The sequence below is a fragment of the Pseudomonas sp. HMWF006 genome, assembly GCF_003061205.1.
Lineage (GTDB): Bacteria > Pseudomonadota > Gammaproteobacteria > Pseudomonadales > Pseudomonadaceae > Aquipseudomonas > Aquipseudomonas monsensis.
Genome location: NZ_QAIU01000635.1, coordinates 15,801 through 29,811, shown reverse-complemented (window position 1 = coordinate 29,811; position 14,011 = coordinate 15,801). Strand labels below are relative to the sequence as shown.

At 60.1% G+C, this 14,011-nt stretch carries 12 protein-coding genes and 1 pseudogene; 1 reads left to right on the top strand and 12 read right to left on the bottom strand.

The features are described 5' to 3' along the window. Nucleotides 1–1,748: lipid A export permease/ATP-binding protein MsbA (gene msbA / locus DBR24_RS29435; protein ID WP_128616452.1), on the bottom strand; the 1,748-nt coding region annotated here is incomplete at its 3' end. Between the two features lie 125 nt (nucleotides 1,749–1,873). On the opposite strand from msbA, the gene DBR24_RS29430 reads away from it, so the two are divergent. Continuing rightward, on the top strand, nucleotides 1,874–2,527 hold the full coding sequence (locus DBR24_RS29430; protein WP_123470826.1) for a toluene tolerance protein: 654 nt from the start codon (nucleotides 1,874–1,876) through the stop codon (nucleotides 2,525–2,527). A gap of 4 nt (nucleotides 2,528–2,531) precedes the next feature. On the opposite strand, the gene DBR24_RS29425 is transcribed toward DBR24_RS29430, so the two are convergent. The 11 genes and pseudogenes from DBR24_RS29425 to waaF form a co-directional block, all read right to left on the bottom strand. Next, nucleotides 2,532–3,971 (bottom strand): hypothetical protein, encoded by a 1,440-nt coding sequence (locus DBR24_RS29425; RefSeq protein ID WP_256591966.1) that lies wholly within the window; start codon nucleotides 3,969–3,971, stop codon nucleotides 2,532–2,534. A 77-nt stretch (nucleotides 3,972–4,048) separates the two neighbouring features. After that, nucleotides 4,049–4,957 (bottom strand): glycosyltransferase family A protein, encoded by a 909-nt coding sequence (locus DBR24_RS29420; protein WP_123470823.1) that lies wholly within the window; start codon nucleotides 4,955–4,957, stop codon nucleotides 4,049–4,051. Continuing rightward, on the bottom strand, nucleotides 4,950–6,704 hold the full coding sequence (locus DBR24_RS29415; RefSeq protein WP_123470822.1) for a carbamoyltransferase: 1,755 nt from the start codon (nucleotides 6,702–6,704) through the stop codon (nucleotides 4,950–4,952). Before DBR24_RS29415 ends, DBR24_RS29420 begins: the two co-directional genes overlap by 8 nt. A 174-nt stretch (nucleotides 6,705–6,878) precedes the next feature. Then, on the bottom strand, nucleotides 6,879–7,214 hold the full coding sequence (locus DBR24_RS29410; RefSeq protein ID WP_123470820.1) for a YceK/YidQ family lipoprotein: 336 nt from the start codon (nucleotides 7,212–7,214) through the stop codon (nucleotides 6,879–6,881). A 141-nt stretch (nucleotides 7,215–7,355) separates the two neighbouring features. Next, a complete protein-coding gene (locus DBR24_RS29405) occupies nucleotides 7,356–8,807 on the bottom strand; it encodes a lipopolysaccharide kinase InaA family protein (RefSeq protein WP_128616450.1) in 1,452 nt (483 codons plus the stop codon). Next, complete coding sequence (locus DBR24_RS29400) at nucleotides 8,807–9,559, bottom strand: lipopolysaccharide kinase InaA family protein (protein WP_123470816.1); 753 nt, start codon at nucleotides 9,557–9,559, stop codon at nucleotides 8,807–8,809. Before DBR24_RS29400 ends, DBR24_RS29405 begins: the two co-directional genes overlap by 1 nt. Beyond that, nucleotides 9,556–10,290, bottom strand: a complete 735-nt coding sequence (locus tag DBR24_RS29395; protein WP_128616449.1) for a lipopolysaccharide kinase InaA family protein — start codon at nucleotides 10,288–10,290, stop codon at nucleotides 9,556–9,558. The genes DBR24_RS29400 and DBR24_RS29395 overlap by 4 nt, the downstream gene beginning before the upstream one ends. Beyond that, the gene (gene rfaP / locus DBR24_RS29390) at nucleotides 10,290–11,096 is read right to left on the bottom strand and encodes a lipopolysaccharide core heptose(I) kinase RfaP (RefSeq protein WP_128616448.1); all 807 of its coding nucleotides are present in this window, start codon (nucleotides 11,094–11,096) and stop codon (nucleotides 10,290–10,292) included. The genes DBR24_RS29395 and rfaP overlap by 1 nt, the downstream gene beginning before the upstream one ends. Continuing rightward, nucleotides 11,097–12,218 carry a glycosyltransferase family 4 protein gene (locus DBR24_RS29385; protein WP_128616447.1) on the bottom strand — a complete coding sequence of 374 codons (1,122 nt, stop codon included), beginning with the start codon at nucleotides 12,216–12,218 and terminating at the stop codon, nucleotides 11,097–11,099. Next, nucleotides 12,218–13,279, bottom strand: a complete 1,062-nt coding sequence (gene waaC, locus DBR24_RS29380) for a lipopolysaccharide heptosyltransferase I (protein WP_123470809.1) — start codon at nucleotides 13,277–13,279, stop codon at nucleotides 12,218–12,220. Before waaC ends, DBR24_RS29385 begins: the two co-directional genes overlap by 1 nt. 1 nt (nucleotide 13,280) lies before the next feature. Then, nucleotides 13,281–14,011, bottom strand: a pseudogene (gene waaF / locus DBR24_RS29375) (lipopolysaccharide heptosyltransferase II); the annotation flags it as partial.

The window sequence follows — 14,011 nt, the reverse complement described above, 5'->3', positions numbered from 1 at the left end:
TAGTAACCGTTCTGGTCCAGCAGTTGCGCGTGAGTACCGCGTTCGACGATCCGGCCTTCATCCATGACCAGAATCAGGTCGGCTTTCTCGATGGTGCTCAAACGGTGCGCGATCACCAGCGTCGTGCGGTTCTGCACCACATGATCCAGCGCGGCCTGAATATGCCGCTCCGACTCGGTGTCGAGGGCCGAGGTGGCCTCATCGAGAATCAGCAACGGCGCATCCTTGAGCAGCGCCCGGGCAATGGCAATGCGCTGACGCTGGCCACCGGAAAGCAGCACGCCGTTCTCGCCGACCATGGTTTCGTAACCTTGCGGCATCTTGGCGATGAACTCGTCGGCGTATGCCTCGGAGGCCGCGCGTTTGACATCGTCGAACGGTGCTCCGGCCAGATCGCCGTAAGCGATGTTGTTGGTCACCGTATCGTTGAACAGCGTGACCGCCTGGGTCACCAGCGCGATCTGCCGACGCAGGCTGCGCAAGGTGAAGTCCTGCACTTCTACGCCATCGAGCAGGATCTGCCCGTGTTCATGCTGATAAAAACGCGGAATCAGCCCGGCCAGGGTCGATTTGCCGCTGCCTGATCGACCCACCAGTGCAACCATCTGCCCAGGCTCCACGACAAAACTGATGTCGTTGAGCACCTGCTTGTCGGTGTCCGGGTACTGGAAGCTGAGATTGCGCACTTCCAGGCGACCCTCAAGGCGATCGCGCTCGACCGTGCCTTGATCCACTTCTGCCGGCTCATCCAGCTGCTCGAAAATACTTTCGGCACCGGCCACGCCTTTCTGGATGGTCGAGCTGACCTCGGAGAGCTGACGAATAGGCTTTGGCAACAGACCGGCCATGGTGATGTAAGCCACCAGATCGCCCGGCGATGCATCGCCGCGAAGGTAAAGCACAAGGAACATGACCACGGCCATGGCGCTGTAGGTCACCAGCTGCAGCATTGGCGTATACACCGCGCCGGTCTTGGTCATTGTCAGTTGCTTGTCGGTATTGCTCTGGCTGGCATCGCGAAACCGGGTCTTTTCATAGACTTCGCCGCCGAAACTGCGCACGACGCGATAACCGTGAATCGTCTCGGACGCAACGTGCGTCACGTTGCCCATCGAAACCTGGATCTTTTTGCTCTGCTTGCGAAATTTACGGCTGGTGCTGTTCACCATGATGCCGATCACCGGCAGGATAGCCACCATCACCAGAGTCAGTTTCCAGTTCATCCACAACAGGGTGCAGAACAGGAAAATGACGGTCATGCCTTCACGGATGACCACCTTGATCGCGTCGGTCGCCGCCCCCGTCACCATGGTGACGTTGAAGGTGATGCGGGAAATCAGATGGCCGGAGTTGTTCTTGTCGAAGAACCGGTTGGGCAGTTCCAGCAACTTGTTGAACAGCACCACCCGCAGGTCATGGACCAGGCCCAGGGAGACCCGGGCCAGGAAGAAGTTGCCCAGGTACGAGCCCACGCCCTGCAACAGGGCAATGAACACGATCATCAATGGCACGGTTTCGAGCAACTGCAACTTGCCCAGGTAAGGGTTGCCCGGAAACAGGCTGGCTTCAGGATTGGCCAGGCCGTCGACAAAGTACTTGAGGATGTAAGCGAGCATCGGCTGGGTCGATGCGAAGATCAGAAACCCGACGATACTGAGAAGGAAGAGACCGGCGTAAGGCCGCACGTAAGCCAAAAGGCGGAAATAGATCGCCAGCGTTGACTGGGCTTTCGGTTCAGGACTGCTCATGGTGATCCGCACAATTCAGTGAGGCGCCGATGATATCACAGGCCTTTTTCCCTCGATAAACATGACTGCGAGCCAGCCCTTGGGCAACTCGGTTAAGATACCCCGCTAATGATGGGGAGCCTGATATGCAATCGATTGATCACAGCACTTACGAGGCACTGCGCAAAGGTGCACACGTACTGGAAGCCGACGGTTCCGGCGACAAGGTGCTCAGATTGGCCGATGGACGCATGCTCAAGCTGTTCCGGCGCAAGCGACTGCTCAGTTCGGCGCTGTTCTATCCCTATGCCCAGCGTTTTGCCGACAATACCCGCGCACTTGAACAGCGCGGCATCCTCTGCCCCACCGTCATTGCGGTCTATCGCATCCCGAGCATCGAGCGCGACGGCGTGTATTACAGCCCGCTGGCCGGCAACACCGTGCGCCAGTTACAAGGCACCCGCGAGGAGGCTGACGCACTGAGGTTCAAGCTGGGTGGCTATTTCGCGCAACTGCACGAGAGAGGGGTGTATTTTCGATCGTTGCACTTCGGCAACGTGGTGCTCACGCCCGATAACCAATTGGGCCTGATCGATATCGCCGACCTGCGCTGCCAGAAGCGCGCACTGAGCGACAGCAAACGCCTACGCAACTTCGCCCACCTGCTGCGCTATAAGGAAGACCGCCAGTGGTTACTCGGCGAGGACGCCGGCGACACCTTTATCGAAGGCTACCGCCAGGCCTTGCCGAGCAACCGGCAGGCGCCACTGATCTCGCGCCTGCGTCCACTGCTCGCCTGAGCCTCTAAGGCCCGATCACCAACACCGTTGCACCCTTGCGATTGGCGAAATGTTCGATGACGCGCAATTTGTGGGCGACCAGCCATTCCTTCAGCCACGGCTCATCGCCCTTCGCGTCAATCAGAAAATACCGGTAGTCGCCGGCATGAACAGCCGACATCGCTTCCTCACGGGTCAGAACCGGCAGCGCATAGCCGCGACCGGCGTAATAACTGATCCGGCCGTCCTCGAAGTACGTCGGCGCGTCACGTTCGACATGGGCGGCCATCCAGCGACCCGCCTCGATGTAATGGGTCTTGCCGGCCCCGGTGGAAATGACGTTCGACAACATCACCAGCAACGCCACGGCGACCAGCCACTTGCTCCAACGGGGAAACTCGCGAACGAATGCCGCCAGCCCCATCGCCAGCACGGGTACAAACAGCAGGTTCAGAAAACTCATGTAGCGCGTATTCATGAACTGCAGCTTGAGGAAAAACAGCACCAGCACGACCAGATACAGCAAGGCCGTCCAGGCAAAAGGCTGATAGTCACGCCAGTAGTCACCGAGAACACCCCAATTGCGGCGCAGAATGAACGGCACGGCGAATGGCCCCATCAACTTCACGAACGTGATGGTCATGGTCGCCAGGATGCCGAAAAAAATGATCCGCCCGGCTTCATCCTGGGAGTATTTGGTGATCATCGAATTGGCGAACTGTTCGCAGAGCATCTGAAACGAAGCCAACACGCTGTGGGGCGCGATCATGTCCAGATAGAGCATCACCCGGGCGGACATCAGCACGCCCGACACCAGCACCAGCACCATGCCGATAACCGGCAACACCGAGAACTGCACGAAGCGCATGCGCCGGGTTGAAGACCAGAGATTGGGTAACTGCCACAGCGCCAATGCGGGTATCAGCAACAGCGCCTCAAGCCTGAACAGGGCCGCCGCGACCACCGCCAGATGGATCAGTGCGGCACGCAACCAGCCACCCCGATCTTGCCAACGCAAAGCGAGCCAAAGGGCCAGTGTGCAGAAAAACCAGAAACCGCATTCGCGGATGATGTCGTTGCGAAAGCTGTTGACTGCCGGCATCGCCAGCACCACCAGGCAAGCCCAGCGAGTGGCATGCGCAGAACGCTGACGAACGCAATCCACCATCAAGGCGCTGGTGCCGGCAAAAAACAGACCGCACCAAAGGTAGGCGCTCAGCTCCAGAGGCAAATGCAGGACGAGATGGGTGCCAGCCAACAGAAAGGAAAACCAGGGCCAGTCAAACGTTGCCCAGGCCACCTTGGGGCCATGCTCACTGACTTGTTGCGCAATATCGAGGTACAGCGCCGCATCACGCGCGACTGTCGCCGTGCCCATGACCGCAATCAGCGATAACAGCACACTGCCACAAAATGCCAGCCATACCGGGTATTCGTCGATGATCCGTGAGACTTGAGCGCCCACCTTACTGCCCGTACCTTTCACCCAGCCACCTCACCGACACGCTTGAACAGGGTACGCGCACGTCATCGCGAACCGTTTTACCGAAACAACAACCTCAACGCCTTGCGCGTGTATGACCAGCGCGAGAAGGTGCGCCAGTCCGCACGCAACGCCTGAAAGTAGAACGCTCTGGCGAGTTTGTATTCGCCATGGGAATAGCAGTCGCGAAACAACGAAAGACAACGCTGCGCCAGAAACGCCTGTCGCAGGTCGTGCATCTGCGCCGGCATACGCCGGGCCGAGAACACTTCACTGACAACCTGCTCCGTGCCTGCAGCAAGACTCTGGCGCAAATCATGGCGCATGCTATCGGCGTGCTTGTAGATAAGTGCCAGAGGCTGATTCAGAACAGTGCAGGGATAACGCGCCAACACCTGGGCAAACACCGGCAGATCTTCAACGTTGCGCAGATGCTCAGGATAAGTGCCCGGCACGAACACACCGCGATGCATGGCACAGGCACCGTTGGAAATTGATATGGTCTTGTCCAGCAGATACCCCTGCAGGCATTGACGTGGTGTCAGCGGCAATGGCTTGGCGCCTTGCAGGCTACGCCTGCCGTCCGCGAATACCGACCAGTGCGCGCCGATGACCATCATGCTTTGGGGGTTGTGGGCAATATGCTGCGAAAGTGCCGCGAGCGCACCGGGCGCCATTTCGTCATCGGAGTCGAGGAAAACCAGATACCGCCCGGTCGTCTCTTCAAGCCCCCGATTACGCACGGAAGACAATCCGCCATTGCTTTTGCGCACCGCACGAAAACGCCCACTGTGTTCGCGCAGAAGCGCTTCCACCACTGCAGGCGTCTCGTCCGTCGAGCCATCGTCGATGACTAAAAGATCCGCCGCCGCTTCATCCAGTTGCGCCAACACCGACTCCACTGCCCGGGGCAGGGTTCGCGCATAGTTGTAAGCCGGAATAACGACGCTGATCAGTGTTTCAGTCAAGACCGTATCCTTTCGCACCCTCTTTTACGACCAGAATATCTTCCATGATCAGGTATTGCAGGTCGGAACCGAAAAACATGTTCAACGCGTCAGTCGGCGAACAGATCATCGGCTCGCCACGACGGTTGAGGGAGGTGTTCAGCGACACACCGTTACCCGTCAGGTTCTCCAGAGCCTTCATCATGTCGTAATAGCGCGGGTTGTATTCGCGCTTGAGTACCTGAGCACGGGAAGTGCCGTCTTCGTGGACGACTTCCGGCACGCGGGTCTTCCACTCTTCAGCCACTTCGAAGGTGAAGGTCATGAACGGCGCCGGGTGATCGATCTTGATCATCTGTGGCGCCACGGTGTCGAGCATCGACGGGCAGAAAGGCCTCCAGCGCTCGCGGAACTTGATCTGGTGGTTGATGCGGTCAGCCACACCGGCCACGCTCGGGCAACCGATGATCGAACGGCCACCCAGTGCACGCGGACCAAACTCCATGCGCCCCTGGAACCACGCCACCGGGTTGCCATCGACCATGATCCTGGCGATTTCTTCCGGCATGTTGTCGAGCTTGCGCCAGGTCGGCTTGTTCTCGTGACGGGCGCACGCGGCGATCACGTCTTCGTTGCTGTACGACGGGCCGAGGTAGACGTGCTCCATCTTCTCGACCGGTACGCCACGGGCGTGGGACACATAGGCCGCTGCGCCAACCGCGGTGCCGGCATCGCCGGACGCCGGCTGCACGAACAGCTCCTTGATGTCATCGCGGGCGATGATTTTCTGGTTCAGCTTGACGTTCAGCGCACAACCACCGGCGAAGGCCAGCTTGCCGGTTTCCTTGAGCACGTCGCCCAGGTAGTAGTCGATCATCTGCAACGCCAGTTTCTCGAACAGCGCTTGCATGCTCGCGGCGTAGTGGATGTAAGGCTCGTCGGCGATGTCGCCTTCGCGCTTCGGACCCAGCCACTCGATCAGCTTCGGCGAGAAGTAGAAGCCTTTGCCCTTCTCTTTGTAGCGACGCAGGCCGATCACGTTGGCGTAGTCGGTGTTGATCACCAGTTCGCCGTTCTCGAACGAGGCCAGACGCGAGAAGTCATATTTGCTGGCGTCGCCGTACGGCGCCATGCCCATGACCTTGAACTCGCCGTCGAGCATCTCGAAACCGAGGAACTCGGTGATCGCGCCATAGAGGCCGCCGAGGGAGTCCGGATCAAAGAATTCCTTGATCTTGTGGATCTTGCCGTTTTCGCCGTAACCGAAGAAGGTCGTGGCGTACTCGCCCTTGCCGTCGATGCCGAGGATCGCGGTTTTCTCTTTGAAACCCGAGCAGTGGTAGGCGCTGGAGGCGTGGGCCAGGTGATGCTCGACCGGCTCGATCTTGATCTTCTTCGGATCAAAACCCAGTTGCTCAAGGCACCAGACGATCTTGTTGCGATAGCGCTTGTAGCGACGGTTGCCCATCAGGATCGCATCGAGGGCGCGATCCGGGGCATACCAGTAACGCTTGGCATAGTGCCAGCGGGCCTTGCCGAACAGGCTGATCGGGGCGAACGGAATTGCAACCACATCGACATCGGACGGCTTGATGCCGGCCTGCTCAAGACAGAACTTCGCCGATTCGTAGGGCATGCGGTTTTTTGCATGCTTATCGCGTACGAAGCGCTCTTCTTCAGCCGCCGCCACCAGCTTGCCATCAATGTACAAGGCCGCTGATGGGTCATGGCTAAGGGCGCCGGACAGGCCAAGAATCGTCAATGCCACAGGGTCTAGCCTCTTAAGTCTGCGTTCGGGCGCCGGGCGCCCTGAAAAATTGATGTGCCCCCCGCACCGGGCGAGAGACAGCTAAAGGGCGGGATTATAGCGTAAACATGTCGGGAATTACCCTGTACGAATCGCGCCCGAATCGAATGAATCAGATAATTCCTGCTCAATGTCTTAATAACCACCCTTGCGCCAATAAATACCGAGGTTGCCATCGGTGACCTGACGATAAACCGTATAAGGCAGCGATATCGTATCGACCACGCCCGAAAGGGGCAGATCCAGCAAGACAAACGGCACAAGAAAACCGCTTGGGTCCGGCGGTGCATTCAGTACGCAAAAGTCAAAAGCCAGACCACTGTAAATGCGCGGTATGGATTGGCAGTAGGTTTTTTGCTTGCGCAGATCTCGAGCGGCATCGGCATCGTCCTGCAATACGGTCAGGGCACTCCCACAACCGGCTAGAGCCCATGAAAAAACACTCAACGACATTGTCTGTTTTATGGTCAAGGTTCGCCCTCCGAAATGGACAGGCAAACTACCATCGGCGTTGAACCGTACCCAGTTCATGGTTTCTGCAGATACTGTAGGACATGTCGCTAAATCTCGTCCTCAATCGCCGAAACCTCTGAGTGAGAGCTTCCCGGGCTTTCACCCGGCGCCAGATACATCCTTGGGCAGGCGCTGATCAATCACCTGATACAACGCACTGCTCTCGGGCCAGTTACGCATGAAGCGCGCCCGGTCGCGGGCATAAGCCGGCGCAAAACTGCTGACTGATCCATGCTGGCACATCGAATCCAGGTCGATCAGCGCCCAGCGATCGTCCTGCCAGAACAGGTTATGACCTTTGAAATCACCGTGACTGATGCGTTCGGCAATCAATTGTGCGAACAACATATCGAGCGCCAGCAGCTCCGGCTCGGGCGCCTCGCCACTGTCCACGTAAGGGGCAAAACGCGCGATGATGTCTGGCCCGGACAGGAACTCGGTCACCAGATAGGCTCGACTGCGCAGCCACAAAAAGCGTTTCTCCAGCACCGCCAGCGGGGTCGGCGTGGCGATACCGAGAAACGCCAGGCGATTGCCTTCGCGCCACGAATGCCAGGCACGGCTCGGGCGCCAGAAGCGCTTGAGCCAATGGGCGAATCCCTTGATGTTGTAGCGCTTGATCACCAGCGTGCGCGCACCCACCTTAACCTCGCCAACGCTCGCCGCGCCGCCGGTTTTATAGAGGTGACCGCGACTGAGCAACGCATCGGCCTGCTCCAGCACCGGGATCATCGCAGCTTCTTCTTCACGACGGATCGCCCGCAGGCCAAAAGCCCCACGCCGGACACTGAACAGCGTGCACTCGCGACCAACCTTGATCAGGTAATCCTTCAGACGCCAGCGACGCACCTTGTCGATCTGCTTCTGCAAGGCTTCCAGCGGCAACGCGTGCTCGCTGTTGCTCAGCAGGTAATACACCAGCAGCTCTTCGGTAAACGGCTCAAGGCTCTTGGGCAACTGGGCGAAAAACACGCCGAGATTTTCCAGGACTTTCTGTCGCGACAACGGCTCGCCGGCGGTTTCTGCACGAATGCCGGCACCGTCGATCAAATACAACTGGCCGCCATGACGCAGCAGGTTGTCCAGATGCAAGTCTTCCTGCCAGAGGCCTTTGCCGTGCAGTTGGCCAATAGCAGCCAGCGCTTCGGCCAGGACTGCCGATTGTTCATCAGCCAGAACCGGTAGCGCCTCGACTTTCGCCCAGGCCTCGCCGAGGCTTTCGGCGCCTTCAAGGTAGTCGAACAGCAGCCAGCCACCTTCGCCATCGCGCAGGCCATCGGCCAGCAGCAATGGGGTGGTCATACCCTGTGCGGCCAGCAGGCGCACCCCTTCGAGCTCGCGCTGAAAATGCCGCGATGCCTTGCTGCCGACCAATAATTTGGCCAGCACCGGACGCCCGCGCCACACGCCGGCGCCGACATAGCGTTGTCCCGGCAACACTCGCAGCAGGCTCAGCAACTGCAGATCCGCCGTGCCGGCAGCATCGGCCAGCGTCACCGTCAGCGGCAGTTGCGGGGTCCGACCGACAGCGGCCAGCGCGGACAATTGCATCAGCGCGTCTCCTTGTGACTGCGACGAGCGGTCAGCCGCTCGAGCCAACGGTCGAGCAACGGGCTGTCGCTCGGCTGATCGAGATAAGCGGCCAGCAACTCACGCAACTGCGCCTCGTCCCACTCCGGCGCACGGCGTTGCAACGGTTCCAGATCCCGGATCCGGTCACGCATGCCGAACAGCAGCGGACGGGTCTTTTCCAGGTCGATGAGTTGCGCCTGATAGCCGTCCCCGGTGGCCTGCAGAAAGATGTGTTTGGGGTAGAAGCAGCCATGCACCTGACGCACGCCATGCAGATGGCGGGCAAGCAGGCCACAGGCCTTGAGGATCGCCGAGTGTTGCGCCTCACTGAGTTGCGACCAGCGTTGCAGCAGCGATTCCAGGTCACTCCAGCCATCCAGTGCGCGGGTCATCAGAACCGCACGGACTTCGCCACCCACTTTGCGCTCACCGAAAAACACCGCTTGCAGCGCCGGGATGCCGAGCTTCTGGTAGCGTCGGATATTGCGAAACTCCCGAGTAAAACTGGGCTCGCCGAAAGGCGCATGCAACGTGCGGGTCAGGTAATTGCTCTGGCGCTTGAGGTAATAACCGCGCCCCTCCAGATCCAGACGAAAAACACTGCTCCAGCCACCCCGCCCGGTGTTCGGTTCGTCGACGGCCTCCAGTTGCTTGGCCCACAGCGCGTCAAAAGTGCCGAGGCCATGGCGTTCAAGCAACGCACGGTCCTCTTCGGCCAGAAAATCGGTCATTCGCGTCCCTCGAAAAATCTCACCACGTGCCGAATCCGTTTCTTGTCGGCGTCATTGAGCCGATCGCACTGGCGGTATTGCAGATAGAAGCGCAGGCGTTGGGTATTGGACAGGTGGTATTTGGCGAGCTTGTCGAGACAAGCCAGATCCTTGGTGATCCGGTACTTGAGCCAGAAGCCGCGCCAGAACTCGCCATTGGGGCAATCAATCAGAAAAATCCGCGCCTGATCATCGACCAACAGGTTGCGCCATTTCAGATCGTTATGGGTAAAACGGTGATCATGCATCGTCCGGGTGTAACCCGCCAGCTGCCGGCTGACGCCATCGACCCAGGCAGGATCCTTGAGTTTCGGATCCTTGCGCTCGGCCAGGGCCGAGAGGTCTTCGGTTTTCGGCAGTTCGCGGGTGATCAGCGCGCCACGGTCGTACGCCGCACCACGTCGCTCCAGCCCCCAGGCCACCACTTCAGCGGTAGGAATACCCCATTTGGCGAAGCGCTTGAGGTTCTGCCACTCCATCTTCACGCGTGGCTTGCCGAGGTATCGGCGCAAGCCTTTACCGGCGCCGACGTAACGCTTGACGTAATAATTGACGCCGCTGCGCTGTACGCGAATGACTTCCGACAGCGGATCGCGGGTCAGGCGTTCACCTTGCAGAGCGAACACGGCCTCGAGGCTGCCGAAGTCACTGGCCAGCTCGCCGTACTGCGGCTCAAGATTCCAGCCCGCCATCAGAGCGCATCCCCGTAACGCTGTTTGCGCGCGTAGAGCTTGTTGGCCTTGCCTTCCAGCCAGTTCAGCAACGGCGCTTCTTCGGCCAGGATCCGGCGCAGCGGTTGCTGGAAATAGCCCTTGAGAAAACGCAACTTGTCGCGGCGGGTCAGGCCGATGCCCAGAGCGGAGAAGTACAGCGCTGCCAGATCCTTGTTGCGCCAGCGTTGGGTGATCTTTGCACGGGTCTGGGCGCGGTGCAGGTCGATCACCGAGAGTTTGAAATCGTCCGGCGTCACCGGTTTGTCGGTGTGCAGCAGGAAATGGCAGATGTAGCAGTCGCGGTGATTGACCCCGGCGCGGTGCATCATGCCGGTCATGCGAGCAACTTCAGCGATCAGCGCGCGCTTGAGTTTCGGCTCGGGCGGCTGCTTGACCCAGTCGATGCTGTAGTCTTCGAGGCTGATGGTCGGCGCCAGTTCTTCGGTGACGATGAACGAGTGCTGATCGGCCGGATTGCTGCCCTTCTCGCCGTACGCGACAGCGGTCATGGTCGGCACGCCGACTTCCTGCAAGCGCTGGATGGCTTGCCACTCCTGACCCGCGCCGAGCACCGGCAGCTTGGCGGTCAGCAAGTTCTTGAAGATTTCGCCCCAGCCAATACCTCGGTGAATCTTGACGAAAAATCCGTTGCCATCGACTTCCGTGCGTAGCGTGCGCCGAGCTTCCAGCTCGCGGTATACCTCGCCCTGCAAGCCCTCGACTTCGGCGAACGGATCGCGCCCGGCCCAGAGGGACTTGAAGGGTTCAGCCAGCATCAACTTCATTTAAGCGTGCTCCGCCAGAATCACATCGGCCGCGTGCTGCGGCATGCTGTAGAGGTCGGCCGTCTCGGCGAAGGCCAGACCATTGCGGCTCCAGGCCGCGCGTGCAGAGGCATCGTTCAACATTCGGCTCAGGTACTCGGTCAACTGCGCCTGATCGAACGGTTCGTCCAGCACCAGCCCGGCGTCCGCCTCGGCGATGTAATGCGCGTAACCGCAAACCGCGCTGACCAGCACCGGCAAACCGGCCACCAGCGCTTCGAGCAGCACCGTACCGGTGTTTTCGTTGTACGCCGGGTGGATCAACAGGTCGGCGCCCAGCAGGAAACGCGGGATATCGCTGCGACCCTTGAGGAACGTCACGTTGTCGCCCAGGCCCAAAGTTGCACTCTGCATCTGGAACAATTTGGGGTCATCCTGGCCGATTACAAACAGCCGGGTGCGTTTCTTCAGTTCGGCAGGCAACGCCGCCAGCGCTTTCAGACTGCGATCGACGCCCTTGGTCTTGAACCCGGAACCGATCTGCACCAGCAGCAACTCGCCATCCTTGAGGTTGAATTCGGCACGGAAACCGGCGCGAATCTCATCGGCATCCGCCGGGCGCCGACGATCCTGGGCAATGCCCGGCGGCAGCAGGTGGAAGCGCTCAAGCGGGGTGTCGTAATGCTTGATGAACAGCGGCTGCTGCACTTCGGAAATCATCAGCACTTCGGTTTTCGCGTCCTTGGCGAACACTGCGCGCTCGTATTCGGCGAAGTGGCGATAGCGGCCCCAGCGGCGGTACAGCGAGTGGCGCAGGTTCTGCGCCTTGTCTTCGAAGCAGCCGTCGGCGGCGTAATAGACGTCCAGCCCCGGCATCTTGTTGAAGCCGATCAACCGGTCCACCGGACGTTTGGCCAGGTCAACTTCCATCCACGCCGTGAGCTTCTCGTTGCGCCGATGATTGAACAACGCCTTGACCGGCGCCACCAGCACTTCGAAACCCGGCGGCACGTCGCCTTCCCAGATCAACGTGTAGACGCGGATCTGATGGCCGCGCTTCTGGCATTCGAGGGCGATGCGCATGAAGTCACGCTGCAAGCCACCGAACGGAAAATATTTGTACAGGACGAATGCCAATTGCATCAGCGCAGCTCCTCAGCCATCAACAACGTGCTCAGTCGGCTGGCGACACGCTCGGGGTTCAGACGCGTGAAGCACAAAGGCTGTTCACGCTTCAGGTCAAACTGACGGGCATCCTGCGCGGTCGGTTGGTAAGTACATTTCTTTTGCAGGCACGGTGCGCACGGGAAGTCGCTGGCCAGGTGAATCTGCAACTTGCCGTAGGCACCGGTCAGGCCCGGGTTGGTCGGACCGAAGAGCGAGATGGTCGGCACGTCCAGCGCGGCGGCCAAATGGCCAAGGCCGGTGTCCACCGCGACACACGCCTGCGCACCGGCCAGCACTTTGCCAACGCCGGCCAGATTGAGTTTCGGCAGCACTTCAGCGTGCTTGAAGCCAGCGGCGATGCGTTCGGCGCGGGCCTTTTCCTGCGGGTTGCCCCACGGCAGTTTGACGCCAACGCCGAGATAGCCAACGCGCTCGGTCAGCTCGCGCCAATAGGCTTCCGGCCAGTGTTTGGTGTCCCACGTGGTGCCGTGGAGGAACACCACAAAGGCGTTTTTGCGCGGCAACTCGACCAGACGTTCGACGTTCAAACCGTAATCGCCCAAGCCTTTAGGCAGGTCGTAGCCCAGCGCGATGGCGAACAGTTGGCGCACGCGCTCGACGGCGTGCTGACCACGGGCCACGGCCAGTTTGCGGTCGTAGAAACGCGAAGCCATCGGCTCTCGCGCCGAACCTTTGTCGAGACCGGCCACCGGTGCTTTGACGTAACGGGTCAGCCAGGCACTTTTCAGCAGACCCTGAGCATCAATCACCAAGTCGTACTTCTGAGCGCGCACGCTTTGCTTGAAGCGTTTCCACTCGCCACTGGCGAGGGTTTTCCAGAGGTTTTTGCGCCAGCGGCGGATCGCCACCGGAATCACCTTGCCAACGGCCGGGTGCCAGGTCGGGATCTCGGCAAAGCCTTCTTCCACCACCCAGTCGAACTTGATCCCGGGGATCGCCCGGGCGGCATCGGTCAGCGCCGGCAACGCGTGGATCACGTCGCCCAGCGATGAAGTCTTGATCAGCAATACCCGCAACTTAATGAACCTCGACCACGGAGCCCTGCAACCTCTGCAAGGCATCGTTGACCGCGTCCGGCATCAGCTGGCGCAGGCAGTTGTAATGGCCGAACCGGCAGGTGCGGTCGAAACACGGACTGCACTCCAGGCCCAGACGGACGATTTCGACATGTTCGGCCAGCGGTGGCGTGAAGCCTGGCGAGGTCGAGCCGTAGACCGCCACCAGCGGACGGTTCAGCGCCGCCGCGACGTGCATCAGGCCGGAGTCGTTGGACACCACCGAGTCGGCGCAGGACAGCAGATCAATCGCCTCGGCCAGCGAAGTACCACCACTGAGGTTGACCGACTCTTCGCGCAGGCCGGGAATCAGCCGCGCGCGGATGTCTTCGCCCACCGCATGATCGTTTTTCGAACCGAACAGCCACACCTGCCAGCCTTCACGAATGCGCGCTTCGGCGACCTTGGCGTAGTGCTCGGACGGCCAGCGCTTGGATTCGCCGAACTCGGCGCCAGGGCACAGGGCCAGCACCGGGCGGTCGAGGGTCAGGCCGAATTTGGCCAGGGCCGCTTCGCGGGTCACCGGGTCGATTTGCAGGCTTGGGCGCGGATACGGTTTCGGCAGTTCAGCGTTCGGTTCATAGGCCAGGGCCATGAACCGCTCGATCATCAGCGGATAACGCGCCTTGTCGAGAGTGCGCACATCGTTGAGCAGGCCATAGCGAAACTCGCCGCGCCAGCCGGTACGTTGTT